General features: G+C 70.1%; 22 protein-coding genes. 20 read left to right on the top strand and 2 right to left on the bottom strand.

The window, feature by feature from the left end; all coding sequences use genetic code 11:
- The first annotated feature begins 158 nt into the window (after window positions 1-158).
- From Q0654_RS16300 to lpxC, 16 genes are all read left to right on the top strand, one after another.
- Window positions 159-1,166, top strand: a complete 1,008-nt coding sequence (locus Q0654_RS16300; RefSeq protein ID WP_298855842.1) for a mitochondrial fission ELM1 family protein — start codon at window positions 159-161, stop codon at window positions 1,164-1,166.
- A 194-nt stretch (window positions 1,167-1,360) separates the two neighbouring features.
- Window positions 1,361-1,807, top strand: coding sequence for a division/cell wall cluster transcriptional repressor MraZ (gene mraZ / locus Q0654_RS16295; protein ID WP_298855839.1), 447 nt, complete (start codon window positions 1,361-1,363; stop codon window positions 1,805-1,807).
- Between the two features lie 18 nt (window positions 1,808-1,825).
- A complete protein-coding gene (gene rsmH, locus Q0654_RS16290; protein ID WP_298855838.1) occupies window positions 1,826-2,758 on the top strand; it encodes a 16S rRNA (cytosine(1402)-N(4))-methyltransferase RsmH in 933 nt (310 codons plus the stop codon).
- Between the two features lie 2 nt (window positions 2,759-2,760).
- On the top strand, window positions 2,761-3,024 hold the full coding sequence (ftsL, locus tag Q0654_RS16285; protein ID WP_298855900.1) for a cell division protein FtsL: 264 nt from the start codon (window positions 2,761-2,763) through the stop codon (window positions 3,022-3,024).
- Window positions 3,021-4,796 carry a penicillin-binding protein 2 gene (locus Q0654_RS16280; protein WP_298855837.1) on the top strand — a complete coding sequence of 592 codons (1,776 nt, stop codon included), beginning with the start codon at window positions 3,021-3,023 and terminating at the stop codon, window positions 4,794-4,796. The genes ftsL and Q0654_RS16280 overlap by 4 nt, the downstream gene beginning before the upstream one ends.
- Entirely contained in the window at window positions 4,793-6,271 is a 1,479-nt protein-coding gene (locus Q0654_RS16275; protein WP_298855835.1) for a UDP-N-acetylmuramoyl-L-alanyl-D-glutamate--2,6-diaminopimelate ligase, read from the top strand. Before Q0654_RS16280 ends, Q0654_RS16275 begins: the two co-directional genes overlap by 4 nt.
- Window positions 6,268-7,653 carry a UDP-N-acetylmuramoyl-tripeptide--D-alanyl-D-alanine ligase gene (murF, locus tag Q0654_RS16270; RefSeq protein ID WP_298855833.1) on the top strand — a complete coding sequence of 462 codons (1,386 nt, stop codon included), beginning with the start codon at window positions 6,268-6,270 and terminating at the stop codon, window positions 7,651-7,653. The genes Q0654_RS16275 and murF overlap by 4 nt, the downstream gene beginning before the upstream one ends.
- Window positions 7,643-8,728 (top strand): phospho-N-acetylmuramoyl-pentapeptide-transferase, encoded by a 1,086-nt coding sequence (gene mraY / locus Q0654_RS16265; RefSeq protein ID WP_298855831.1) that lies wholly within the window; start codon window positions 7,643-7,645, stop codon window positions 8,726-8,728. Before murF ends, mraY begins: the two co-directional genes overlap by 11 nt.
- Entirely contained in the window at window positions 8,728-10,035 is a 1,308-nt protein-coding gene (gene ftsW, locus Q0654_RS16260) for a putative lipid II flippase FtsW (protein WP_298855830.1), read from the top strand. The genes mraY and ftsW overlap by 1 nt, the downstream gene beginning before the upstream one ends.
- The gene (murG, locus tag Q0654_RS16255) at window positions 10,032-11,093 is read left to right on the top strand and encodes an undecaprenyldiphospho-muramoylpentapeptide beta-N-acetylglucosaminyltransferase (protein ID WP_298855829.1); all 1,062 of its coding nucleotides are present in this window, start codon (window positions 10,032-10,034) and stop codon (window positions 11,091-11,093) included. The genes ftsW and murG overlap by 4 nt, the downstream gene beginning before the upstream one ends.
- Window positions 11,090-12,532: a UDP-N-acetylmuramate--L-alanine ligase gene (murC, locus tag Q0654_RS16250; RefSeq protein ID WP_298855828.1), complete on the top strand. Its 1,443-nt coding sequence runs from the start codon at window positions 11,090-11,092 to the stop codon at window positions 12,530-12,532. The genes murG and murC overlap by 4 nt, the downstream gene beginning before the upstream one ends.
- Entirely contained in the window at window positions 12,529-13,476 is a 948-nt protein-coding gene (locus Q0654_RS16245) for a D-alanine--D-alanine ligase (protein ID WP_298855827.1), read from the top strand. Before murC ends, Q0654_RS16245 begins: the two co-directional genes overlap by 4 nt.
- Complete coding sequence (locus Q0654_RS16240) at window positions 13,473-14,216, top strand: cell division protein FtsQ/DivIB (protein WP_298855826.1); 744 nt, start codon at window positions 13,473-13,475, stop codon at window positions 14,214-14,216. The genes Q0654_RS16245 and Q0654_RS16240 overlap by 4 nt, the downstream gene beginning before the upstream one ends.
- Window positions 14,213-15,448 carry a cell division protein FtsA gene (gene ftsA / locus Q0654_RS16235; RefSeq protein WP_091244075.1) on the top strand — a complete coding sequence of 412 codons (1,236 nt, stop codon included), beginning with the start codon at window positions 14,213-14,215 and terminating at the stop codon, window positions 15,446-15,448. Before Q0654_RS16240 ends, ftsA begins: the two co-directional genes overlap by 4 nt.
- Before the next feature lie 80 nt (window positions 15,449-15,528).
- Entirely contained in the window at window positions 15,529-16,710 is a 1,182-nt protein-coding gene (gene ftsZ, locus Q0654_RS16230; protein ID WP_298855822.1) for a cell division protein FtsZ, read from the top strand.
- A 214-nt stretch (window positions 16,711-16,924) separates the two neighbouring features.
- Window positions 16,925-17,842 (top strand): UDP-3-O-acyl-N-acetylglucosamine deacetylase, encoded by a 918-nt coding sequence (lpxC, locus tag Q0654_RS16225; RefSeq protein WP_298855820.1) that lies wholly within the window; start codon window positions 16,925-16,927, stop codon window positions 17,840-17,842.
- A gap of 55 nt (window positions 17,843-17,897) precedes the next feature.
- On the opposite strand, the gene Q0654_RS16220 is transcribed toward lpxC, so the two are convergent.
- On the bottom strand, window positions 17,898-18,347 hold the full coding sequence (locus Q0654_RS16220; protein WP_298855818.1) for a DciA family protein: 450 nt from the start codon (window positions 18,345-18,347) through the stop codon (window positions 17,898-17,900).
- A gap of 24 nt (window positions 18,348-18,371) precedes the next feature.
- Here Q0654_RS16220 and Q0654_RS16215 point away from each other — a divergent pair, with 24 nt between their 5' ends.
- From Q0654_RS16215 to Q0654_RS16205, 3 genes are all read left to right on the top strand, one after another.
- Window positions 18,372-19,310 (top strand): M23 family metallopeptidase, encoded by a 939-nt coding sequence (locus tag Q0654_RS16215; RefSeq protein WP_298855816.1) that lies wholly within the window; start codon window positions 18,372-18,374, stop codon window positions 19,308-19,310.
- Between the two features lie 208 nt (window positions 19,311-19,518).
- Entirely contained in the window at window positions 19,519-22,242 is a 2,724-nt protein-coding gene (secA, locus tag Q0654_RS16210) for a preprotein translocase subunit SecA (RefSeq protein ID WP_298855814.1), read from the top strand.
- Window positions 22,243-22,313: 71 nt separating this feature from the next.
- On the top strand, window positions 22,314-23,279 hold the full coding sequence (locus Q0654_RS16205; protein WP_298855812.1) for a Nudix family hydrolase: 966 nt from the start codon (window positions 22,314-22,316) through the stop codon (window positions 23,277-23,279).
- A 237-nt stretch (window positions 23,280-23,516) separates the two neighbouring features.
- Here the strand turns inward: Q0654_RS16205 and Q0654_RS16200 are convergent, their stop codons facing one another.
- Window positions 23,517-24,203: an energy transducer TonB gene (locus Q0654_RS16200; RefSeq protein WP_298855810.1), complete on the bottom strand. Its 687-nt coding sequence runs from the start codon at window positions 24,201-24,203 to the stop codon at window positions 23,517-23,519.
- Between the two features lie 270 nt (window positions 24,204-24,473).
- Here Q0654_RS16200 and Q0654_RS16195 point away from each other — a divergent pair, with 270 nt between their 5' ends.
- Entirely contained in the window at window positions 24,474-25,478 is a 1,005-nt protein-coding gene (locus tag Q0654_RS16195) for a class I fructose-bisphosphate aldolase (protein ID WP_298855808.1), read from the top strand.
- Window positions 25,479-25,735: the final 257 nt, after the last annotated feature.

Raw genomic sequence — 25,735 nt, 5'->3', positions numbered from 1 at the left:
GGGGAAGTCGCGCGGCCATCGCCGCGTTTTCACGATCGTAAAGGCTAGGGCGGCCGGGGTCAGGGCCCTGTGAGCACGCTGCGAAGTCTAGGGACATCGCTGCCGTGGAATAATCCGGGCCCGACGCAACGCTGCGTTGCAGAGCCGGGGCCCACCGCATGCATCCGACGCTGGCTCCGGCCTGGGTCCTGACCGATGGCGCCACCGGCAACCGCAAGCCCGCGCTGGCGCTGGCCGAGTCCCTGGGCATCGAGCCGTATGAGTGGACGCTGCAGACCCGCGCGCCCTGGCGCTGGCTGGCGCCGCGCTGGCTGCCGACACGCGGCGATGTGTTCGCCGCGGGCTTCGAGCAGGCGCTGCGCGAGGCGCCGCCGCGGCTGGCGATCGGCTGTGGCCGCCAGGGCGCGCTGGCGACGCGCTGGCTGAAGCGCCATGTGTCCGGCTGCAAGGCCGTGCAGATCCTCGATCCGCGGATCGACCCGCGGCACTGGGACGCGGTGCTGGCGCCAACGCATGACGGGCTGGAGGGGCCGAACGTCCTGGGCTTCACCGGTGGCCTGCACGGTGTCGACGGGCCGACGCTGGCGCGGGCGCGGATCGCGCATGCCGAGCTGTCGCGGCTGCCCTCGCCGCGCACGGTCGTGCTGCTGGGTGGCCCGCATTCCTCCTTCGATCTGGACCGCGGACTGTGGCTGCGGCTGTGCACGATCCTGCATCACTGGCAGGCCCGCGATGGCGGCAGCCTGCTGGTCAGCAGCTCGCGGCGCACGCCGGCCTGGCTGCGCGAGGCCGCACGCAAGGATCTGGGCGATCTGCCCGGCCTGCAGTGGCACGGCGAGGCCGATGGCCCCAACCCCTATGGCGGCCTGCTGGCCTGGGCCGAGCGCATCGTGGTCACCCCGGACTCGGCCAATATGCTGTCCGAGGCCTGCGCCACCGCGGTGCCGGTGCTGGTGCCGGCGCTCAAGCCGGTGCGCGGCAAGCTGGGCGCGCTGTACCGCGATCTGCTCGAACGCGGCCGGGTGCGACCGCTCAAGCTGGACTACCAGGCCTGGGATGTTCTGCCGCTGCGCGAAACCGCGCGGATCAGCGCGGAACTGCGGGCGCTGCTGTCTGCCAATCCGGTCACGTCAGGGGCCGCCAAAGCGGGCTCGAACTTAAAGTAGTTTCGAGTTTGCGCAGGCAAGCGCATGTTTCCCGGTGCGTTTGCCCGCGAATCGTCAGAACCCGTTCAGAAAACCCCAATGCAGACAGGGGTTTAGCCGCGTTTTCGCTCCGGAATTTTCTTGACACCCCCAAACCCCGCGCTTAGTGTGGGCAACCGTAGAAAAAACGGGCTTTTTGTGGGGTTCGGTGGGGAATGTTTCAGGGCGAGACCGCTATCACGATCGACGACAAGGGCCGGCTGGCGGTGCCCACCGCTTACCGCGAGCTCGTCGTGCGCGAGTGTGCGAACCGCCTGGTCGTCACCTACAACCCCTATGAGCAGGGCTGCCTGTGGCTGTATCCGGTCGCGGCCTGGGAGCAGGTGCGCGACCAGGTCAACGCCCTGCCGAATGCCAAGAAGGTGCATCGCGCCCTGCAGCTGAAGCTGGTGGGCGCGGCCACCTTCGTCGACGTCGATGCGAACGGGCGCCTGCTGCTGCCGGCCAGCCATCGCAACGCCGCCGGCATCGAGAAGAAGGCCGTCCTGCTGGGCATGGGCGGCAAGTTCGAACTCTGGAGCGAGCAGGCGCACCTCGCGCAGATCCGTCAGACCATCGGGGAAGACGAGATCAGCGACGCCATGCTCGACCTCACGCTGTAGCCGGGGAGGACTCGGGCGATGCGCAACGATGCGCCGCCGGCCGACCACATCCCGGTGCTGTATGCGCAGGTCATGGAAGGTCTGCGGGTGGTCAAGGACGGCACCTATCTGGACGGCACCTTCGGCCGCGGCGGACACGCGCGCGGGGTGCTGGCCCAGCTGGGGCCGGCCGGCCGACTGCTGTTGATGGACAAGGACCCGCAGGCGATCGCCTGCGCCGAAGCCGAGTTCGCGGGCGATCCGCGGGTGGCGATCCGGCGCGGCAGCTTCGCGGGTCTGGCGGAGTGGGAGGCCACGGCCGGTGGGCTGGATGGCGTGCTGCTGGACCTCGGGGTGTCCTCGCCCCAGCTGGACCAGGCCGAGCGCGGCTTCAGCTTCATGCAGGACGGGCCGCTCGACATGCGCATGGATCCGGACTCCGGTGAAAGCGCGGCGGAGTTTCTGGCGCGGGCCACCGAGACGGAGATCGCGGATGTGCTGTGGGCCTACGGCGAAGAGCGGATGAGCCGGCGCATTGCGCGGGCCATCGTCGCGCGCCGGCCCGAAGCCCTGCTGACCCGGACCGCCGAGCTGGCCGACCTGGTGCGTGCCTGCATCGGTCGCGGCGAGCCCGGCAAGCACCCCGCCACACGTACGTTCCAGGCCTTGCGGATCTATCTGAACCGCGAGCTGGACGATCTGGTTACAGGGCTGGCGGCCGCCCTTTCCCGGCTGAAACCGGGGGGGCGGCTTGCCGTTATCAGCTTCCACTCGCTGGAGGACCGCCAGGTCAAGCAGTTCATGCATGCACTGGCCAAGCCGGCGCCCGGCAATCGGCGCCTGCCGGTGGCCGCCGAGTTCAAGCCGACGCTCGCCCTGATCGGTGGCGCCCTCCGCGCCGAGGCCGACGAACTCGCGAGCAACCCGCGCGCCCGCAGCGCGGTGCTGCGCGTGGCGGAGAAGCTCGCATGAACCTGCGCGTGCTGATCGGGCTGCCGCTGGTGGTGGGCATCGTGCTGAGCGGCATCGCCCTGGTGGAGTCGCGCCACGAGCATCGCCTGCTGTTCGCCGAGCTGACCCGGCTGGAGGCCCAGCGCGACGAGCTGAACATCGAGTTCGGCCGCCTGCAGCTGGAGCAGGCAACCTGGGGCGAGACCTTCCGCATCGAGCGCGTGGCCCGCGAGCAGCTCGGCATGCGCTCGCCCGAGCCGGTGGAGATCCAGGTGGTGCGCCAGTGAGCAAGTCGCGCCGGCCCGCACCGAACCTGCGCATGCGCCTGAACCTGCTGGCGGCGGGCCTGGCCTGCTGCGGCGTGCTGCTGGTTGCGCGCGCGGCCGACATGCAGCTGCTGCGCGCCGAGTTCTACCAGCAGAAGGGCGAGCAGTACCACCTGCGCGAGCTGCCGGTGCCGACCTCGCGCGGGATGATCACCGACCGCAACGGCGAGCCGCTGGCGGTGTCGACGCCGGTCGCTTCGCTGTGGGCGAACCCCAAGGAGCTGTCGCTGCACCCGCAGCGCATCCCCGAGCTGGCGGCTGCCCTCGGTATCGACGCCGCCACGCTGCAGCAGCGGGTCGCGGAGCGCGCCGACCGCGAATTCCTGTTCCTGCGGCGGCAGATGAACCCGGACGATGCCGACCTGGTGATGGCGCTGGAGATCCCTGGCGTGCACAACCGCCGCGAGTTCCGCCGCTTCTATCCGATGGGCGAGATCGCGGCCCATGTGCTGGGCTTCACCAATATCGACGACGTTGGCCAGGAGGGACTGGAGCTCGCTTTCAACGACTGGCTGAGCGGCACCCCCGGCAGCAAGCGGGTGGTGCGCGACCGCCGCGGTCGGCCGATCGACGTCGACCTGCTGGCCGCCGCCGAGCCGGGTCGTGACCTCGCGCTTTCGATCGACCGGCGCCTGCAGCACGTCGCCTACCGCGAGCTGCGGCGGGCGCTGGAGGAAAACCAGGCGGCCTCGGGCACGGTGGTGATCACCGACGTGCCGACCGGCGAAGTGCTGGCGATGGTCAACCTGCCGACCTACAACCCGAATACCCGCGAGGGAGCGGACCCGTCCTCGCGGCGCAACCGCGCGCTGACCGACGTGTTCGAGCCGGGCTCGGTGATCAAGGTGTTCACCGTGGCCGCGGCGCTCGAAACCGGGCGCTGGAAGCCCGACACCCTGATCGAGACCAGCCCCGGCTACATGCCGCTGGCCCGCCACACCATCCGCGACATCCGCAACTTCGGCACGGTCAGCCCGACCCGACTGCTGACCAAGTCCTCCAACATCGCTGCGGTCAAGCTGGCCCTGGACATGCCCAACGAGCATTTCCACGACCTGCTGCGCCGCTTCGGCTTCGGCGAGCTGACCGGCGCCGGCTTCCCCGGCGAGCAGGCCGGCGTGCTGATGGAACCGCGCCGCTGGGGCGTGCTGGAGAAGGCCACGATCTCGTACGGCTATGGGCTGTCCACCAATGCCCTGCAGATCGCCCAGGCCTATGCGGCGATCGGCAACGGTGGCGTGTGGATGCCGCCGACCTTCGTGCGCGGCGGTGCCGGCGAGGGCCGTTCGGTGATCGATCCGCAGCTGGCGCGGACGCTGATGGACATGCTGGAGACCGTCACCGGGCCGGAGGGCAGCGCGACCCGCGCCCGCGTGTCCGGCTACCGCGTCGCCGGCAAGACCGGCACCTCGCGGCGCTCGGTGCCCGGCGGCTACGAGAAGCGCTACATCAGCATGTTCGCCGGCCTGGTGCCGGCCTCGAATCCGCGCCTGTCGATGGTGGTGGTGATCAACGATCCCGACCCCCAGCAGCACTTCGGCGGCCTGGTCGCCGCACCGGTGTTCGGCCGGGTGATGGCCGATGCCCTGCGCATCCTCGACGTGCCGCCGGACGACATCCAGCAGTGGTACGTGTCGACGCCGATCCAGGCGCCGGCGCTGCTGCCGGGCGAGCTGCCGCTGGAGGCAGAAGGCGCGATCGAGCCCACGCCCGATGCGGGGGTCGCGCAGTGAGCCCGCGCCTGCCGCCGCTCAGCCTGCAGGAGCTGCTGCCCGAATGCAGCGACCTGCCCGAGCTCAGCCTGAGCGGGCTGCGCCTGGACAGCCGCGCGGTCGAACCGGGCGAGGGCTTCGTCGCGCTGGCCGGCGCGCGCACGCACGGTCTGCTGCATGCCGCCGAAGCGGTGCGGCGCGGCGCCGTGGTGGTGCTGTCCGAACCTTTCGAGGGTGCCGCGCCGCTGCTGCCGGTGCCCCTGCTGGTCGTGCCCGGCCTGCGCGAGCGCCTGCCGCAGCTGGCCCAGGCCCTGTATGCCGCCCCCACGCTGGGGCTGGAGCTGGTCGGGGTCACCGGCACCAACGGCAAGACCTCGACCGTGCAGCTGAGCGCGCAGGCGCTGCAGCTGCTGGGCCGCGTCGCCGGCAGCATCGGCACCCTGGGCGCCGGCCTGCACGGCCAGCTGGTGGCGCACGAACGCACCACGCCCGACGTGCTCGAAGTGCATCGCCTGCTCGCCACGCTCAGCCTGGCCGGGGCCCAGGTGGTGGCGATGGAGGTGTCCTCGCATGCGCTCGACCAGGGCCGCGTCGCCGGCCTGCAGTTCGACGTGGCGGTGTTCACCAACCTGAGTCGCGACCACCTCGACTACCACGGCACCATGGCCGCCTACGCCGCCGCCAAGGCCAGCCTGTTCGCCTGGGACAGCCTGCGCGCCGCGGTGATCAATCTCGACGACACGCAGGGCGCGCTGATCGCGGCCGGACTGCCCGAGCGCGTCGACCTGATCGGCTTCAGCGCGCTGGGTGCCGGCAATGCGGTGCTGCGCGCCGGCGATGTCGCGCTCGACGCCGCCGGCCTGCACTTCCACCTGCAGTACGGAGTCGAGTCGGTGCGCATCGATTCGCCCCTGCTCGGTCGTTTCAACGTCGACAACCTGCTGGCCGTGGCCGGCGTGCTGCTGGCGCTGGGCGTCGACTTCGCCCGCGTCGCCGCCCTGCTGCCGCGGCTGGAGCCGATTCCCGGACGCATGAACCGTCTGGGCGGCAGCGCCGCTCAGCCGCTGGTGGTGGTCGATTACGCCCACACCCCGGATGGCCTGGAGCAGGCCCTGTCCAGCCTGCGCCAGCACACCGCCGGCCGCCTGCTCTGCGTGTTCGGCTGCGGCGGCGATCGCGATCGCGGCAAGCGCCCGCAGATGGCGGCGATCGCCGGCCGCCTCGCCGATCAGGTGATCGTCACCGACGACAATCCGCGCAGCGAGGATGGCGAGGCCATCGTCGCCGACATCCTGGCCGGCTTCGCGCCGGGCGCGGCCGTCGAGGTCGAACGCGACCGCGCGGCGGCGATCCGCGCGGCGATCCGTGCCGCCGGTCCGGCCGATACCGTGCTGGTCGCCGGCAAGGGCCACGAGACCTACCAGGAAACCGGCGAGCGCCGTCTGCCCTTCGACGATCTGGCGGTGGCGGCGCTGGCACTGCGGGGGAGCGCATGAGGCCGCTCAGCCTGACCGAAGTCGCCGGGTTCGCCGAGGCCCACCTGCGCGGACCGCAGCGCGCCGGCCAGCCGGTGCTGCGCGTGCAGACCGATTCGCGGGCGATTCGCGCGGGCGATCTGTTTGTCTGCCTGCGCGGCGAACACTTCGACGGCCACGACTTCGCCGATGCCGCCTGTGCGGCCGGTGCGGCCGCCCTGCTGGTGCAGCGGCCGCTGCCGGTGGAGCTGGCCCAGCTCGAAGTCGCCGACACCGTGCAGGCGCTGGGGCGGCTGGCGGCCGGCGTGGCGCGTTCGCGCACGACCCGGGTGTTCGGTCTGACCGGCAGCAACGGCAAGACCACGGTCAAGACCCTGCTCGCTGGCATCCTGGAGCGGGTCGGCAGCGCCTGGGCCAACCCCGGCAACTTCAACAACGAGATCGGCATGCCGCTGTCCCTGCTGAACCAGCCGGAGGACGCCGAGTACGCGGTCTACGAGATGGGGGCCGGCGCGCCCGGCGACATCGAGTGGCTGGCGCGGATCGCGCGGCCGCGCTACAGCCTGGTCAACAACATCGGCCCGGCGCACCTGGAGCGCATGGGCTCCCTGCTCGGCATCGCCGAGACCAAGGGCGCGATCTACCGCGAGCTGCCGGAAGACGGCGTCGCCGTCATCAATGCCGACGACGCCTTCGCGCCGCTGTTCGCGCAGATGGTCGGCGCGCGTCGCCAATTGCGTTTCGGGCTGGACAACGATGCCGACGTGTACGCCGAGCGCCTGCAGCCTACGGAGTCCGGCAGCCGCTTCCGCCTGTGCACGCCGGCCGGCGGGCTGGACCTGCATCTGCCGCTGCCGGGGCGCCACAGCGTGATGAACGCGCTGGCCGCAGCCTCGCTGGCGGTGGCAGCGGGCATCGACCTGGTGCAGATCGGCGAGGGCCTGGAGGCCGCGCAGCGCGTTGCCGGCCGCTTCCAGGCGCGCGCGCACGCCAGCGGCGCCGAAATCATCGACGACAGCTACAACGCCAACCCCGGCTCGGTGCGTGCCGCCATCGACACGCTTGCTGCTGGCGGAACCGCGGCGTGGCTGGTGCTGGGCGACATGCGTGAGCTCGGGCCGGACGCCGAGCGACTGCACGCCGAGGTCGGTGCGCATGCGCGCGCGCAGGGCCTGGCTGGCGTGTTCACGGTCGGTGCCCTGGCCGCGGCGGCCAGTCGGGCCTTCGGCGAGGGCGGCCAGCACTTCGACACCCAGGAGAGCCTGGCCGATGCCCTGCGTCCGCGCCTCGCGCCCGGCCTGCGCGTGCTGGTCAAGGGCTCGCGCGGCAGCCGCATGGAGCGCGTGGTGGCGGCCCTGTTCGATGGCCAGGGCACGTCGCCGGGAGGTGCGCATGCTGCTTGAACTCGCGCGCTGGCTGGAGGGCTATGAGCGCTTCTTCGCCGTCTTCAACTACCTGACCCTGCGCGCGATCCTGGGCGCGCTGACCGCGCTCGCCCTGTCGCTGTGGCTGGGCCCGGCCTTCATCCGCCGGCTGGCGGCGCTGAAGTCCGGCGGCCAGCCGATCCGCAGCGACGGTCCGCAGTCGCACTTCTCCAAGGCCGGTACGCCGACCATGGGCGGCGCGCTGATCCTCTCGACCGTGGCCGCCTCGACCCTGCTCTGGGCGGATCTGTCGAACCGCTACATCTGGATCCTGCTGGGCGTGCTGGTGGCCTTCGGCTTCATCGGCTGGCTGGACGACTACCTCAAGATCGTGCGGCGTGACCCCAAGGGCCTGAAGTCGCGCTGGAAGTACCTGCTGCAGTCGGTGTTCGGCCTGATCGCCGCGATCGCGCTGTATGCCACCGCCGATGTGCCGGCGGCGACCGCCTTCCACATCCCGCTGGTCAAGGACTTCGCCCTGCCGCTGGGCTTGGGCTTCATCGTCATCGCCTACTTCTGGATCGTCGGCTTCTCGAACGCGGTGAACCTCACCGATGGCCTCGACGGGCTGGCGATCATGCCGACCGTGCTGGTGGCCGCAGCGCTCGGCATCTTTGCCTATGTGTCCGGGCATGCGCTGTTCTCGCAGTACCTGCTGATCCCGCAGATTCCCGGCGCCGGCGAGCTGGTGATCCTGTGCGCGGCGATCGGTGGCGCGGGCCTGGGCTTCCTGTGGTTCAACACCTATCCCGCGCAGGTCTTCATGGGCGACATCGGCGCGCTGGCGCTTGGGGCGGTGCTGGGCACGCTGGCGGTGATCGTCCGCCAGGAGCTGGTGCTGGTGATCATGGGCGGCATCTTCGTCATCGAGACGCTGTCGGTGATGATCCAGGTCGCGAGCTTCAAGCTGACCGGCCGCCGCGTGTTCCGGATGGCGCCGATCCACCACCACTTCGAGCTCAAGGGCTGGCCCGAGCCGCGCGTGATCGTCCGCTTCTGGATCATCACCGTGGTGCTGGTGCTGGTCGGGCTCGCCACGCTGAAGGTGCGCTGATGAGCGGGCAGCTCAATCCACAGGCGCAGAAGCGCGAGGAGATCGCCGGCGAGTTCGACCGCGTGCTGCTGGCGGTGGTGGTCGCGCTGGTGTCGATCGGCGTGGTGATGGTCGCCTCCAGCTCGCTGGCGGTGTCCGAAGGGCACGGCGTCGAAAGCTTCTATTACCTGCAGCGCCACCTGTTCTTCCTGGTCGTCGGCGCGATCGGCGCTGGCCTGCTGATGCGCACCGAGCTGCGCCTGCTGGAGCGCCGCGGCGCCGGCCTGCTGCTGCTCGCCATCCTGCTGCTGGTCGCGGTGCTGGTGCCGGGCATCGGCCGCGAGGTCAACGGCGCCACGCGCTGGATCGACCTGCGCTTCTTCGGCTTCCAGGCGGTCGAGGCGGTCAAGCTGCTGATGATCCTGTGGCTGGCCGGCTACATGGTGCGCTACCGCGAGCAGCTGCAGGACCGCCTGTGGGGCGTGCTGAAGCCGATGGGCGTGCTGGTCCTGCTGAGCGGGCTGCTGCTGTGGCAGCCGGACTTCGGCTCGACCGTGCTGCTGTGCGCGATCACCGCCGGCATGCTCTGGCTGGGCGGCGCGCGCGTGCCCTACCTGATGGCGCCGGTGGCGCTTGGCGGCATCGCCCTGGCCGCGCTGGCGGTGTTCGAGCCCTACCGGCTGCGCCGGCTGGTGTCCTTCCTCGATCCCTTCCAGGATCCCTTCGGTGCGGGCTACCAGCTCAGCCATTCGCTGATCGCCATCGGCCGCGGCGAAGCCACCGGCGTGGGCCTGGGCGCCTCGGTGCAGAAGCTGTTCTACCTGCCCGAGGCGCATACCGACTTCATCTTCGCGGTTTTCGCCGAAGAGACGGGCTTCCTCGGCGTCAGCGTGCTGGTCGGCCTGTTCGTGCTGCTGGCGGCGCGCGGCTTCTGGCTGGGCCTGCGCGCGATCGAGATGGGTCGGATGTATGCGGGCTACTGCGCTTTCGGCGTTTCGCTGTGGATGAGCCTGCAGTCGCTGGTCTCCATCGGCGTCAACATGGGCGTGCTGCCGACCAAGGGCCTGACCCTGCCGCTGATCTCCTCGGGCGGCTCCAGCGTGATCATGAGCTGCGTGGCGATCGGCCTGCTGCTGCGGGTCAGCTACGAGGCCGAGCGCGCGCGCCGCCAGACCGGCCGCCTGCGCGGTGAAGACCTGCAGGATCCGGCCGAGCTGCTGCAGCGACCGGCGCCGACCGCGCCGAACAGGATCGAGGTGCCGAGCCCGGTGTTCCGCCCTGGCCCGGCGCGCGCGCGCATCGAGCCGGGCATTGGAGCCCTGCCATGAGCGGGCCCGTGCTGATTCTTGCCGGCGGCACCGGCGGGCACATCTTTCCGGGCCTGGCGGTGGCGCGTGCACTGTCCGCGCGCGCCGTGCCTGTCGAATGGCTGGGCGCCGAGGGCGCGATGGAGACGCGGCTGGTGCCGGCGGCCGGCATCAGCCTGCACACCCTGCCGGTTCGCGGGCTACGCGGCGGCGGCCTGCTGCGGCGTCTGACCGCGCCCTTCATGCTGCTGCGCGCGCTGCTGGGCGCGCTGCGCCTGCTGCATCGGCTCAAGCCGCGCTGCGTGCTGAGTTTCGGCGGATTCGCCGCCGGCCCCGGCGGGTTGGCGGCCTGGCTGCTGCGGCGTCCGCTGCTGCTGCATGAATCCAACCGCGCGCCGGGCCTGACCAATCGGCTGCTGGCGCGCTTCGCGCGCCGCTGCCTGGTCGGCATGCCCGGCACGTTTGTGCACGAGGAAGTCGTCGGCAATCCGGTGCGCGCCGCGATCGCCGAACTGCCCGCACCCGAGCTGCGCGAACGCGCGCCGGGCCCGCTGCGCCTGCTGGTGATCGGCGGCAGCCAGGGCGCACGAGCCTTGAACCAGAACCTGCCCGAGGCCCTGCGCCTGTCGGGCGTCTGCTGCGAGATCCGCCACCAGACCGGCACCACGGCGCTGGAGGCGACCGCGCAGCGCTACGCCGAGGCCGGCCTGCGCGCCGACACCACGGCCTTCATCGAGGAGATGCCTGAGGCCTACCGCTGGGCGGACCTCGTGGTCTGCCGTGCAGGCGCCTCGACCCTGGCCGAACTCTGCGCGGTTGGTCTGCCCGCCGTGCTGGTGCCCCTGCCCACCGCCGCCGATGACCACCAGAGCCGCAATGCCGACTGGCTGGTCGAGGCCGGCGCGGCGCTGAAGGTCGTGGAAGGCGAGGGCTTCACTCATCGCCTCGCCGACGCACTGCACGCATTGGCGGGCGACGCGGGCCGGGCCCTAGACATGGCGATCGCCGCGCGCCGGCTTGCGCGCACCGATGCCGCCGAGCGCGTCGCCGACATCTGCATCGAGGAGTCCAGCCGATGAGGCGACTGTCCGACCACGGCGACATCGCCACCGCCTTCCGCCGCGTCCATTTCGTCGGCATCGGCGGCGTCGGCATGAGCGGTATTGCCGAGGTGCTGTGCACGCTGGGCTACACCGTGTCGGGCTCGGACCTCACCGAGGGCGCGGCCACGGCGCGACTGCGCGAGCAGGGCGTGCGCGTGGAGATCGGCCATCGCGCCGAGAACCTGCGCGAGGCCGACGTGGTGGTGGTGTCGAGCGCGGTCCGCGCCGACAACCCCGAGCTGGTCGCCGCGCGCGCCGAGCGCGTGCCGATCGTGCCGCGCGCCGAGATGCTGGCCGAGCTGATGCGCTTCCGCCGCGGCATCGCCATCGCCGGCACCCACGGCAAGACCACCACGACCAGCCTGACCGCCAGCGTGCTGTCGGAAGGCGCGCTCGACCCGACCTTCGTGATCGGCGGCAAGCTGCTGTCGGCCGGCGCCAATGCGGGGCTGGGGCAGGGCGATTGGCTGGTCGCCGAGGCCGACGAGAGCGACGGCAGCTTCCTGCGCCTCACCCCGCTGATCGCGGTGGTCACCAATATCGACGTCGACCACCTCGAGAACTACGGCGGCGACTTCGCCCGCGTGCAGGCGGCCTTCTCCGAGTTCCTGCATCGCCTGCCCTTCTACGGGCTCGCCGTACTGTGCATCGACGACCCCGAAGTGCGCGCGCTGGCCGAGGAGATGCCGCGTCATCTGGTCACCTATGGCTTCGCCGAGGATGCCGACGTGCGCGCCAGCGCGGTCCGCCAGGACGGCGCGCAGATGCACTTCGACCTGCACCTGCCGGGCGAGCCGGCGCTGCCGGTGACGCTGAACCTGCCGGGCCGGCACAACGTGCAGAACGCGCTCGCTGCAGCCGCCGTCGGCTGGCAGCTGGGCGTGGACGGCGCTGCCATCATCCGCGCGCTGGGCGGCTTCCAGGGCGTGGGCCGGCGCTTCAACCGCCTCGGCGCGGTCGCCCTGCGCGAGGGCGCCGCCGAGCTGGTCGACGACTACGGGCATCACCCGCGCGAGCTGGCCGCCACCATTGCCGCGGCCCGCGGCGGCTGGCCCGACAAGCGCCTGGTGCTGGCCTTCCAGCCGCACCGCTACAGCCGCACCCGCGACCTGCTGGACGACTTCGCTGCGGTGCTGAGCGAGGTCGACGTGCTGGTACTGACCGAGGTCTACCCGGCCGGAGAGGCGCCGATCCCGGGTGCCGACGCGCGCGCCCTGGCCCGCGCCATCCGCGCCCGCGGCCGCATCGACCCGGTGCTGGTCGCGCATCCGCGCGAGCTCGCCGCAACCCTGCCCGACCTGCTGGTCGATGGTGACCTTCTGATTCTTTCCGGCGCCGGTGACATCGGCCGCAGCAGCCAGGCCCTGGCCGCGACCGGACTCGACTTTTCTGCCCACACGGACGGGGCCGCATGAGCATGAACACACTCGATCCCAAGACCTTCGGTCGCGTCGCCGTCCTGCTGGGCGGCAGCTCCAGCGAGCGCGAGGTCAGCCTCGACTCCGGCCGCAACGTGCTGGAAGCGCTGCGCGTGCGCGGCGTCGAAGCCTTCGCCGTCGACGGCATTCCCGCCCTGCGCGAGTCGCTTGCGAAAGGAACGGTGGATCGCGTCTTCAATATCCTCCACGGCCACCACGGCGGCGGCGAGGACGGCGTGGTGCAGGGCCTGCTCGAAGCCTTCGGTGTGCCCTACACCGGCTCCGACGTGCTCGGCTCGGCGCTGTCGATGGACAAGATCCGCAGCAAGCAGGTCTGGCTGGCGCTGGGCCTGCCGACGCCGCGCTATGTGCGTCTGAAGAAGGGCGACGACGTGCAGGCCGCGGCCCGCACGCTTGGCCTGCCGGTGATCGTCAAGCCGGCCTGCGAGGGCTCCAGCGTCGGCGTCAGCCGCGTGTTCAGTGAAGCCGACCTCGATGCCGCGATCGAACTGGCCGCGCGCTATCCCGGCGAGCTGCTGATGGAGCAGCTGATCGAAGGGGGCGATTTCACTGTCGGCATCATTGCCGGACGTGCGCTGCCGAGCATCCACATCGTGCCCAAGGGGGCCTGGTACGACTACGAGGCGAAGTACCAGTCGGAGGAAACGCAGTATCTCTGTCCGGGACTTGATGGCCCTGCCGAGGCCGAGCTCGGCGCGCTTGCGCTGCGCGCCTTCGAGGCGCTGGGCTGCCGCGGCTGGGGCCGGGTCGATGTGATGCGCGACCGCGAGGGCCGCAACTGGCTGTTGGAAGTGAACACCGCACCGGGCATGACCAGCCACTCGCTGGTGCCCAAGGCCGCGCGCCAGACGGGGCAGTCCTACGAGGACCTTTGTCTTGCCATCCTCGCCCAGACGCTTGAGGTTCGCGAGCCCGCATGAACGCCCTGGTCCGCCTGTTCGCCTGGTTGTTCGCACTGACGGTCGTCACCCTGCCCGTGGTCGCGGTGCTGAACGGCTGGTTCGCGTCCGATCGCTGGCCGCTGGGGCAGCTGCGCGTGTCCGCCGAATTCCAGCGGGTCAGCGCCGAGCAGGTGCAGGCGGCGGTGCGGCCGCATCTCGACCGCGGCTTCTTTGCGGTCGACCTGGAGGGCGTGCGCGCCTCGCTCGCGGCCCTGCCCTGGGTGGAGCAGGTGGCGGTGCGCAAGCTCTGGCCCGACACCCTGGAGATCGCTTTGGTCGAGCACCGCGCGCTGGCCCGCTGGGGCGAGTCGCGCCTGCTGTCCGATCGCGGCCAGCTGTTCGAAGTGCCCGACCTGGAAACCCTGCAGGGCCTGCCGCGCTTCGAGGCGGCCGACAGCCAGATCGACGAAGTAATGCAGATGTACGCGCGCACCCAGCCCCTGCTGACCCTGGTGGGCGACGCGCCGCAGCACCTGCAGCTGTCGCCGCGCGGCGCCTGGACCCTGCTGCTCGCCAGCGGCACCGAGCTGGTGCTGGGCCGCAGCCAGCCCCTGCCGCGTCTTGAGCGCTTCGTCGCCGCCCTGCCTGAACTCAAGCGCGCCGAAGCGCGCCCCCTGCTTCGTGCCGACCTGCGCTACGCCAACGGCTTCGCCCTGCTGTGGGCCGAGCCCCCGGCCGTCGAGGCCGGCACCCCCGCTGCACCGAGACGGAACACATGAACCGCAAAGGCGACAAATCCCTGATCGTCGGCCTCGACATCGGCACCTCCAAGGTGGTGGCCCTGGTCGGCGAGTACACGCCCGATGAGCCGCTGGAGGTCATCGGCATCGGCAGCCACAGTTCGACCGGCCTGCGCCGCGGCGTGGTGGTCGACATCGAGTCCACCGTGCATTCGATCCAGCGCGCGATCGAGGAGGCCGAAGTCATGGCCGGCTGCGAGATCCGCTCGGTCTACGCCTCGATCTCCGGCAGCCACACCCAGTGCAAGAACTCGCCGGGCATCGTGCCGATCCGCGAGGGCGAGGTCAGCTACGGCGACATGGAGCGCGTGCTCGAAGCCGCCAAGGCGGTGGCGATTCCATCGGACCAGAAGATCCTGCACGCGATCCCGCAGGAGTACATCGTCGACAACTCGCAGGAGGGCATCCGCCATCCGGTCGGCATGTCCGGCGTGCGCCTGGAAGTGCGCGCGCATCTGGTGGTCGGCGCGCAGTCGGCGGCGCAGAACATCATGAAGTGCGTGCAGCGCTGTGGCCTGCAGGTCGACGACCTGATCCTGGCCGGCCTCGCCAGCTCGCAGGCGGTGCTGACCTCGGACGAGAAGGAACTGGGTGTGGCGCTGGTCGACATCGGCGCCGGCACCACCGACATCGCGGTGTTCGCGCAGGGCGCGATCCGCCATACCGCTTCGCTGCCGATCGCCGGCGATCAGGTCACCAGCGACATCGCCCATCTGCTGCGCACGCCGACGCCGCACGCCGAAGAGATCAAGGTGCGTTACGCCTGCGCGCTGGCCCAGCTGGCGACCGCGGAGGAGAGCATCCAGGTGCCCAGCGTCGGCGATCGCCCGCCGCGGCGGCTGGCGCGACAGGCGCTGGCCGAGGCGGTGCAGAACCGCTACGAGGAAATCTTCGAGATGGTGCAGGCCGAGCTTCGCCGCTCCGGCTTCGAGGAGCTGGTGCGCGCGGGCCTGGTGCTGACCGGTGGCGCCTCGCGCATGGAGGGCGTGGCGGAACTGGCAGAAGAAATGCTGCACATGCCGGTGCGCATCGGCATCCCGCAGTACGTCGGTGGCCTGGGCGAAGTGGTCGGTAACCCCGTGCATGCGACCGGCGTCGGTCTGCTGCTGTGGGGCAGCCAGCAGGAGCGTCCGCGCCGCGCGCCGGTGGTGCCGGGCAAGGTCGGCAGCGCCTTCGGGCGCCTGCGCAACTGGTTCAGGGGCGAGTTCTAGAGCCGCGGGCGCGTTGGCGCCGGCGGAATCAATCAGGGGTCATCAAGCAGCTGCGTCACAAGGAACGGAAGGAGAGCATGATGTTTGAACTGGTGGAGCGGGCCGCGCCGAATGCGGTCATCAAGGTGGTCGGAGTGGGCGGCGGCGGCGGCAACGCTGTCGCGCACATGGTGAATTCCAGCCTGGAAGGCGTGGAGTTCATCTGCGCCAACACCGACTCGCAGGCGATCCGGGGCACCGGCGCCAAGCACATCCTGCAGCTGGGCTCGGGCGTGACCAAGGGCCTCGGTGCGGGCGCGAATCCCGAAGTCGGTCGGCAGGCCGCTCTCGAGGATCGCGAGCGCATCGTCGAGGCGATCTCGGGCGCCGACATGGTGTTCATCACCGCCGGCATGGGCGGTGGCACCGGCACCGGTGCGGCACCGGTGATCGCCCAGCTGGCCAAAGAGATGGGCATCCTGACTGTGGCCGTGGTCACCAAGCCCTTCCCCTTCGAGGGCCGCCGCCGCATGCAGGTCGCGCTGAAGGGCATCGAGGAGCTGTCGAGCCACTGCGACTCGCTGATCACCATCCCCAACGAGAAGCTGATCACCGTGCTCGGCCGTGACGCCACCATGGTGCACGCCTTCCGCGCCGCCAACGACGTGCTGCAGGGCGCGGTGCAGGGCATCGCCGATCTGATCGTCCGGCCGGGCCTGATCAACGTCGACTTCGCCGATGTGCGCACGGTGATGAGCGAGATGGGCATGGCGATGATGGGCTCGGGCTGCGCCCGCGGCGAAGAGCGCGCCATGGAGGCCGCCGAAAAGGCGATCAGCAACCCGCTGCTGGACGACATCAACCTGTCCGGCGCCTGCGGCATCCTGGTCAACATCACCGCCGGCCCCGACTTCACCATGCGCGAGTTCGACGAGGTCGGCCGCACCATCGAGGAGTTCGCCTCGGAAGACGCGACGGTGGTGATCGGCACCGTGCTCGATCACGAGATGCAGGACGAGGTCCGCGTCACCGTGGTCGCCACCGGCCTGAACCGCGGCGTGGCGGCGCGTCCGCAGCCGCGCAGCGAGCGCATCGAGAAGATCGAGACGCCGCGCCTGCGCCCGGTGGCCGGCCTGCGCGATGCGACCACCGGCATGGCCATCGACCCGGTTGCCGCCTCCGCGCCGCGGGCGGCCGCCCGCAGCGAAGGCCGCGTCGCCACCGCTGACCTGCCGATGGACTACCTCGACATTCCGGCCTTCCTGCGGCGCCAGGCGGACTGATCGTGTTGCACCGGATTCCGCCCCGGCCGCGGGGCTGAATCGCCGCCGACCGCGTTCCGTCCGTTCCCGGAACGCGGTCACGGTTTTCGTGGATCTGTCGTTTTTTCGCGACGGATTGTGGGGTTTCTGCCGATTGCTACGCTTGCGTGACGGCGGGTCGCGTGCCATCCTCCGGCACGTTTTGTCACGCACTCCGTAGGGACGCCGCCCGCGCATGATCCGCCAACGCACGCTCCGCAATGCCATCCGCGCCACCGGCGTGGGCATCCATTCGGGTGACAAGGTGTACATGACCCTGCGCCCGGCCGCGGTCAACACCGGCATCGTGTTCCGTCGCACCGACCTGGCCGAGCCCGCCGAAATCAAGGCCTGCGCGCACTGCGTGGGCGAGACCAGCATGGCCAGCACCCTGGTCAACAAGGATGGCGTCAAGGTGTCCACGGTCGAGCATCTGCTGTCGGCGCTGGCCGGGCTGGGCATCGACAACTGCTACATCGACCTGTCGGCCGCGGAAGTGCCGATCATGGACGGCTCGGCCGGCCCCTTCGTGTTCCTGGTGCAGAGCGCCGGCATCGAAGAGCAGCACGCCGCCAAGAAGTTCATCCGCATCAAGAAGACGGTCACCGTCAAGGACGGCGACAAGTGGGCCCGCTTCGAGCCCTTCGAGGGCTTCAAGGTCGGTTTCACCATCGACTTCAAGCACCCGGTGTTCTCGAAGAGCACCTCCAGCGCCGAGATCGACTTCTCGACCACCAGTTTCGTCAAGGAAGTCAGCCGCGCCCGCACCTTCGGCTTCATGAAGGACATCGAGATGCTGCGCGAGCGCAACCTGGTGCTCGGCGGTTCGATGGACAACGCCATCGTGCTGGATGACTACCGTGTCCTCAACGAGGATGGCCTGCGCTACGAGGACGAATTCGTCAAGCACAAGATCCTCGACGCCATCGGCGACCTCTACCTGCTCGGTCACAGCCTGATCGGCGCCTTCTACGGCTACAAGTCGGGTCACGGCCTGAACAACCAGCTGCTGCGCGCCATGCTGGCCGATGCCTCGGCCTGGGAAGAGGTCACCTTCGAGGACGAGGCGACCGCGCCGATTTCCTACGCGCATCCGGCGCAGGCGATCGCCTGAATCATTGAAGTTCCGAATTGGCTGCCGTCTTGGCGGCCTTGGGGTGTTCGCCCCTTCAGGAAGCGGGATCGGCCAGGGAGGCCAAAGCCAGCAGCTGCTGGCGGAGTTCGGGATCGGTGGCCTGGAAGGCCGCTTCCCGCAGCGCCGCTGCAGCCGCCGGTGTGACGGGTGAGTGCGATGCCTGCTCCGGGGGAACGGTCAGCATCGGCGCCACTTTCACGGTGAGTTCGAAAGCCGGCACCCCGGCTTCGGCGGCGGCGGCCAGCAGGGCCTCCGATTCCAGCCGGAGCCTGTTGCGCCACAGCGGAGAGCTCGCCAGAAAGACAAGCCTGCCTTCGCGCACGTTGGCCAGTCGACACTGGCCGGCCAGCGCGTCGGGCAGGGACTGACGCAGACGCTTGTCGAGCGCACCCAGGGCACGGGCGCGATCGATCAGGCTGTCGAGAGACGAACCTTCCTTGGCCGCCAGCAGCGGCTGGAAGGAGCTCTTGGAGAAAGTCTGCATGGGCGAACGAACGACCGGAGTGCCATGAACATCATCATCGTAGCGAGTTTCCTGAAGGCGCCGCGCAAGCTGAACCTGCTTGACCCGCGCCTGATCGGCGGCAGCCTTGCCGCACTCGCGCTGCTGGTCGGCAGTGGATTCGGGCTTGGCTGGGCCCTGCGCTCGAGCGAGACGCTCGCGTTGAAGCAGCTGGAAACGCTCAATCAGGAACTGGTCGAACAGCGCGACGCCATCGAAGTCGCCCGCACCGAGGCCGAGGAAGAGCTGAATGCCATGGCCGCGCGCCTGGGCCAGCTGCAGGCCCAGGCCAACCGCCTGAACGCTTTGGGTGAGCGCCTGACCCAGGTCGGTCGCCTCGAAGACGGCGAGTTCGATTTCTCCGAGCCCCCCGCGCTCGGCGGCCCGGAGGACATGGGCGCGGTGTCCAACCGCAGCAAGCGCGAGCTGGTCGATTCGCTTGATCGCCTGGCCGAGCAGCTGGCCCAGCAGGGCGACCAGCTGGGGGTTCTCGAAAGCCTGCTGCTCGACCGCGAGTTGGAGCAGGCGATGCTGCCGACCGGCAGCCCGGTCCGCTCCGGCTACGCCTCCTCCACCTACGGCACCCGCATCGATCCCTTCACTGGCCGCAGCCATTTCCACTCGGGCGTGGACTTCAACGGACCGCGCGGCAGCGACATCCTTTCGGTGGCCGACGGCGTCGTGGTCTTCTCGGGGCGCCACCCCGGCTACGGCAACATGGTCGACATCGACCACGGCAACGGCTATGTCACCCGCTATGCGCACAACCAGGAGAACCTGGTGGAGGAGGGCGACCGCGTCCGTGCCGGCGAGCTGATCGCCAAGATGGGCTCGACCGGCCGCTCGACCGGCTCGCATGTGCATATCGAGGTGATCCACAACGGTCGCACGGTGAATCCGCATCCCTTCCTGCGCCAGGCGCGGCAGGCTCCGGCGCGGGGCTGAATCCCGCTGCCCTCGCGCGTCCAGCGTGTGCTGCGTTTCCTCCGGCGCTGACGCTTGATTCGCGCGAATTCACCCACAGGTTAGAATGCCGGGCGCTGCGGCGTCCGAGCGCCCGACAAGGCCGCTGCGACGCGGCCTTTTTCGTTGGCGACCCGCAACGCTCCCTCCACCCCACACGCCGGCCTCGCGCCGCGACCCGGAACCGCCCATGTTCAACGCCCTTCTGACCCGCATCTTCGGCAGCCGCAACGAGCGCCTGGTGCGGCAGTTCACCAAGTCCGTCGGCCGTATCAATGCGCTGGAGCCGGCGATGCAGGCTCTCGACGATGCCGCCCTGCAGGCCAAGACGGGCGAGTTCCGCGAGCGCCTCGGCAAGGGCGAGACGGTCGACCAGCTGCTCCCCGAGGCCTTCGCGGTGATGCGCGAAGCCGCCCGCCGGGTGCTGGGCATGCGCCATTACGACGTCCAGCTGATCGGCGGCATGGTGTTGAACTCCGGCCGCATCGCCGAGATGCGCACCGGTGAGGGCAAGACCCTGATGGCGACCCTGCCGGTCTACCTCAACGCTCTGGAAGGCAAGGGCGTGCACGTGGTCACCGTCAACGACTACCTGGCCAAGCGCGACGCCGCCTGGATGGGCCGCGTCTACAACTGGCTGGGCCTGTCGGTCGGCGTGGTTTATCCGGGCATGCCGCACGGCGACAAAAAGGCGGCCTATGCCGCCGACATCACCTACGGCACCAACAACGAGTACGGCTTCGACTACCTGCGCGACAACATGGCGCTGCGCTTCGAGGACCGCTTCCAGCGCGGCCTGCACTACGCCATCGTCGACGAGGTCGACTCGATCCTCATCGACGAGGCGCGCACGCCGCTGATCATCTCCGGCCCGGCCGACGATTCCCCCGAGCTCTACGTGCGCGTCAACAAGCTGGTGCCGAAGCTGTCGCGGCAGAGCGACGAGAAGGGCGAAGGCGACTACTGGGTCGACGAGAAGGGCAAGCAGGTCCATCTGTCGGAAGCCGGCATGGAGCACGCCGAGCAGCTGCTGCGCGAGGCCGGCATCCTCAAGGGCGACGAAGACCTGTATGCCGCCCACAACCTCGCGGTCGTCCATCACCTGAATGCCGCGGTGCGCGCACACGCGCTGTTCCAGCGCGACGTCGACTACATCGTGCGCGATGGCGAGGTCATCATCGTCGACGAGTTCACCGGCCGCACCCTGCCGGGCCGGCGCTGGTCGGACGGCCTGCACCAGGCGGTCGAGGCCAAGGAAGGCGTGCCGATCCAGCGCGAGAACCAGACGCTGGCCTCGATCACCTTCCAGAACTACTTCCGCATGTACAAGAAGCTGTCCGGCATGACCGGCACGGCCGACACGGAAGCTTACGAGTTCCAGAGCATCTACGGGCTGGAGGTCACGGTCATCCCGACCCACCGGCCGATGGTTCGCAAGGACATGCCGGACCTCGTGTTCCTCAAGAAGGAAGCGAAGTACAAGGCGATCAGCGAGGACATCAAGGCCTGCCACGAGCGCGGCCAGCCGGTGCTGGTCGGCACCACCTCGATCGAGACCTCGGAGCTGCTGTCGAACCTGCTCAAGAAGCAGAAGATCCCGCACGAGGTGCTGAACGCCAAGCAGCACGAGCGCGAGGCCCACATCGTCGCCCAGGCAGGTCGCCCGGGTGCGGTGACCATCGCCACCAACATGGCCGGCCGCGGTACCGACATCGTGCTGGGCGGCTCGCTGGAAGCCGAGCTGCAGGCGCTGGGCGAAGACGCGGCCGAAGCCGATCGCGAGCGCGTGCGCGGGGAGTGGCAAGCCCGCCACGAGCAGGTGCTGCAGGCCGGTGGCCTGCACATCATCGGCACCGAGCGCCACGAGAGCCGCCGCATCGACAACCAGCTGCGTGGCCGCTCCGGTCGCCAGGGCGACCCGGGCAGCTCGCGCTTCTACCTCAGCCTCGAAGACAACCTGATGCGCATCTTCGCCGCCGACTGGGTGCAGAAGGCCATGGCCTTCCTCGGCATGAAGGAAGACGACGCCATCGAGGACCGCCTGGTCAGCCGCCAGATCGAGAAGGCGCAGCGCAAGGTCGAGGCGCACAACTTCGACATCCGCAAGAACCTGCTCGACTTCGACGACGTCAACAACGACCAGCGCAAGGTCATCTACGAGCAGCGCAACGAGCTGCTGGAAGTCGAAGACGTCAAGGACACCGTCGCCAGCATCCGCGCCGATGTGTTCACCGAGGTCACGCACCAGCACGTGCCGGCCGGCTCGATCGACGCGCAGTGGGACATCGAAGGCCTGGAGAAGGTGCTTGCCGCCGATTTCGGTCTGCAGGTCGACCTCAAGAAGCTGGTCGAGGAGCGCGAGGAGCTGACCGCGGAAAACATCGCCCAGCACGTGGTCGAGGCGGCCGACGCGATGTTCGCCGAGAAGGAGGCGCAGGTCGGGCCGGAGCTGATGCGCGCACTCGAGAAGCACGTGATGCTGACCGTGCTGGACGGCAGCTGGAAGGAGCATCTGGCGCGCATGGACTACCTGCGCCAGGGCATCCACCTGCGCGGCTACGCGCAGAAGCAGCCCAAGCAGGAGTACAAGCGCGAGGCCTTCGAGCTGTTCTCCGAACTGCTCGAGAAGGTCAAGCGCGAAGTGACGACCATGCTGGCGCGGGTGCGCATCCGCTCCGAGGACGAAGTCGAGCGCCTGGAAGCGGAAGATCGCCGCCGCGCCGAGGCCGAGGCCAAGCGCATGCAGTTCCAGCACGAAAGCGCGGGTGGCTACGGCGCCGATGAAGAGGCCGCCCAGGTCCAGCAGGCGCAGGCCCAGGCGCCAGTGCGCGTCGATCCCAAGGTCGGCCGCAACGATCCCTGCCCCTGCGGTTCGGGGAAGAAGTACAAGCACTGCCACGGCCAGCTGGCCTGAGAGCACGCAACGGGGCCGCGAAAGCGGCCCCGCTGCTGTGCGGGCAGGCAAGGCCCCAGGACCGATCCAGCATGACCGAGGCCCTGCCCGAGCTGCGTGTCGCCGCCGGCCTGCTGTTCGATTCCGGCGACCGGGTGCTGCTGGCGCAGCGGCCCCATGGGCGCGAGGATGCCGGGCTGTGGGAGTTCCCCGGCGGCAAGCTCGAAGCGGGTGAGACCGCATACCAAGCCCTGCGGCGCGAGCTGTCCGAAGAGCTGGATATCGACATCAGGGGCGGTGAGCCGCTGATCCGCGTGCCGCAGCGGCAATCGCGACGCCTCTTGTGGCTGGAGGCGATCGAGGTTCGCGAGTGGCGCGGTGAGCCGCGCGGACTTGAGGGACAGGCCCTGCGCTGGGTGCGTCCGGAAGACATCGATCCCGCAGCGCTGCCGGCGGCCGATCGCCCGATCCTCGCCTGCCTGCGCCAGCCCGCGCTGTACTGGATCAGCCCGGAGGCGGTCGCGCAGCCGGCTGCATTCGAGGCCTGGTTCGCTGCCGCCCACGCAGCCGGAGCCCAGCGCCTGCAGCTGCGGGTGCCGGCTCTCGGCGCGGAAGCGCGCGCGGAGCTGGCGCGCCGCGCCGCCGAGCGCGCGCGGGCGCTGGGTATCGAGCTGCTGCTGAACGCGCGCGGCGATGAAGACCTCCAACTCGCCGCTGCGCTGGGCTGCGGCGTCCAGCTGAGCCGCACCCTGCTGATGCGGCTCGCCGGGCGGCCGCCGCTGCCCCGAGTCGGCGCGTCCTGCCACGACCCGGTTTCACTGCGGCGAGCCGAGTCGCTCGGCTGCGACTTCGCCCTGCTCTCGCCGGTTCTGCCCACGCGCAGCCATCCGGGGGCCCCCGCCCTGGGCTGGCCAGGCTTCAGCGCCCTGCGCGCTTTCACCGCCCTGCCGGTGTACGCGCTGGGTGGGGTCGGCCCCGCCGATCTCGCTGCTGCACGCATGGCCGGCGCGCAGGGGGTCGCCGGCATTCGCGGCTTCTTCGCCGGCGGAGAGCTCTAGCAGCTTTTTTGCAGAACGCCCTTCCCGGGCGTTTTTCTCGTCGGCGGTCCGGCACAGGTCCGTACCGCCTCACGACGAATCAGGCGCTCACGCGCTCGATGAGTCGCTCCGGCCATCCATGGCCGGTCCAGCAGGCTGCTTTTCAACAGGCTGCTGGCGCCAGCCCCGCGCCGGAGTATCGAGCGCATTCGCGCGCGGAGCCGGCGCCGCGACCCGGCGACGGCTCCACGGTGCGGTTCAGGCCCGACCGGGCAGGCGGAAATCGACGGGCACCCGGGCAATGGCGGAGACCGGCCGACCATCGCGCTCGGCCGGCTTGAAGCGCAGGCGCTTCAGCGCGTAGTCGACGGCGGCGCGATCGAGCACGCGGTGTCCGCTGGAGCGCTCGACCTCGACATGGGTCGGCACGCCTTGGGCGTCGACGTGGATGCGCAGCAGCACCAGCCCTTCCTGGCGGGCGCGCAGCGCCGGCCCGGGATAGGTCGGCGATCCAGGCGGCCGCGCATAGGCCAGCTGGCTGACCTCGTAGGGCCCGTCGTCGACCGCTGGCCCCGGGTCGACGTAGGCGCTGGGCAGGCTGGGCGGCGCCTCCACCGGGGGCACAAACACCGACATCGCGTTCGGCTCGGGAATTTCCACCGGCGGCGGTGCCGCGACCGCCAGCGGCGGGGGGGTTGGCACCGGCGGGCGGGGCTTGGGAGGGGGCGGAGGCGGTGGCGGTGGCGGCGGGGGTGGAGGCGGCCGCTTGATGAACTCGATGAGCGGAGGCGAGGGCGGGGGCTCGGCATCGGCCACTGCGGTCTCGATGGGCTTGGCGCCGACAAACAGCATCAGGCCGGCAGCCAGATGCAGGCTCAGGGTGGTGGTCATGCCCAGGCAGCGCATGACCGAGAAGCCCTGCTGTGGCTTGGATTGGACAGACATGGAACGCGCTCCCCCTGGCGGCGGAAGGGCCAGGCGAAGCCCTGTACGCAGTGCGTCGGCAAACGGGGTTGCCGGCCTGCGACCTCTCGGACGCGGCTACGCCCGGCGCTTCGGGACTGCAGCCGGTGCCGCTATACTTCCGTGATCGCCGCCACGGCTTGATCGTGGGGGCGCTTCGAGTGTCCTCGCCTGCACGTGCGCCCTGCGCGCCCGTCGCCACCCGTCCCGCAGGCGTCCGGTCCGTCGCCGGTCGCCGTCATTGGAGCCGCTATGAGCATCGAACAGCTGGAAGACATCGCCCAGGCCATGGTGGCCCCGGGCAAGGGCATCATCGCGATCGACGAATCGACCAACACCATCAAGAAGCGCTTCGAGGCGGTTGGCGTGGAGAACACCGAGGAGCACCGTCGCGCCTACCGCGAGATGCTGCTGACCACGCCGAATCTGTCGCAGCACATCTCCGGCGCGATCCTGTACGACGAAACCCTGCGCCAGGCGACCCGCAGCGGCGTTCCGTTCGCCGAGTACATGGCGAAGAACGGCATCCTGCCGGGCATCAAGGTCGACAAGGGCACGGTGCCGCTGGCCGGCTTCCCGGGCGAGCTGGTCACCGAAGGCCTCGACGGCCTGCGCGACCGCCTGAAGGAGTACGCCCGTCTCGGCGCCAAGTTCGCCAAGTGGCGCGCGGTGATCACCATTTCCGACGACACGCCCTCGGGCAGCTGCATCGAGGCCAACACCCACGCCCTGGCGCGCTATGCCGCGCTGTGCCAGGAGCAGGGCATCGTGCCGATGGTCGAGCCCGAGGTGCTGATGGATGGCGCCCACGACATCGAGACCTGCTACGAAGTCACCGAAGCCACCCTGCGTTCGCTGTTCGGTGCGCTGTACGAGCAGAACGTGCTGATCGAGGGCACCATCCTCAAGGCCAGCATGGTCGTCTCCGGCAAGGACTGTGCGGAGCAGGCTTCGGTCGAGGAAGTGGCGCTCGCCACCCTGCGTTGCCTGCGCGCCTCGGTGCCCGCCAACCTGCCGGGCATTGTGTTCCTGTCCGGTGGCCAGAGCGACGAGGCCGCGACCCAGCATCTGAACGCGATGAACCAGCTCGGCCACCGGCCATGGCCGCTGTCCTTCAGCTACGGCCGCGCCATGCAGCAGGCCGCGCTGAAGACCTGGGCCCAGGACATGGCCGGCAACCTGGCGGCCGCGCAGAACACCGTGTTCGAGCGCGCCCGCGCCAACGGCCTGGCTGCACTGGGCGAATACGGCGGCTGACCAGCGCGGTCGTCGGCATCGCGCATGCGGCACCCGAACGCCGGCCCTTCAGGCCGGCGTTCGCGTTTGCGGGGCCGGTGAGCAGGGCGGCGGCAAGGACAGGGCCAGGACGGGCGCAATCCGATCGGACCCGCGACGAGGGTTGGCGACGCGTGTTCCCGCGGCTGAGCCCGGCGGCGGACCTAGACCGAGGTCGAATGTGCGGCGGGCCGCGCCAGCGCCACAGTCCGCCTTCACAGGCCCACGACTTGCAGGCC

It is taken from the genome of uncultured Aquimonas sp. (assembly GCF_937888285.1).
Taxonomy (GTDB): Bacteria; Pseudomonadota; Gammaproteobacteria; order Xanthomonadales; family Xanthomonadaceae; genus Aquimonas.
This window is presented reverse-complemented; position numbering and strand designations above follow the sequence as displayed.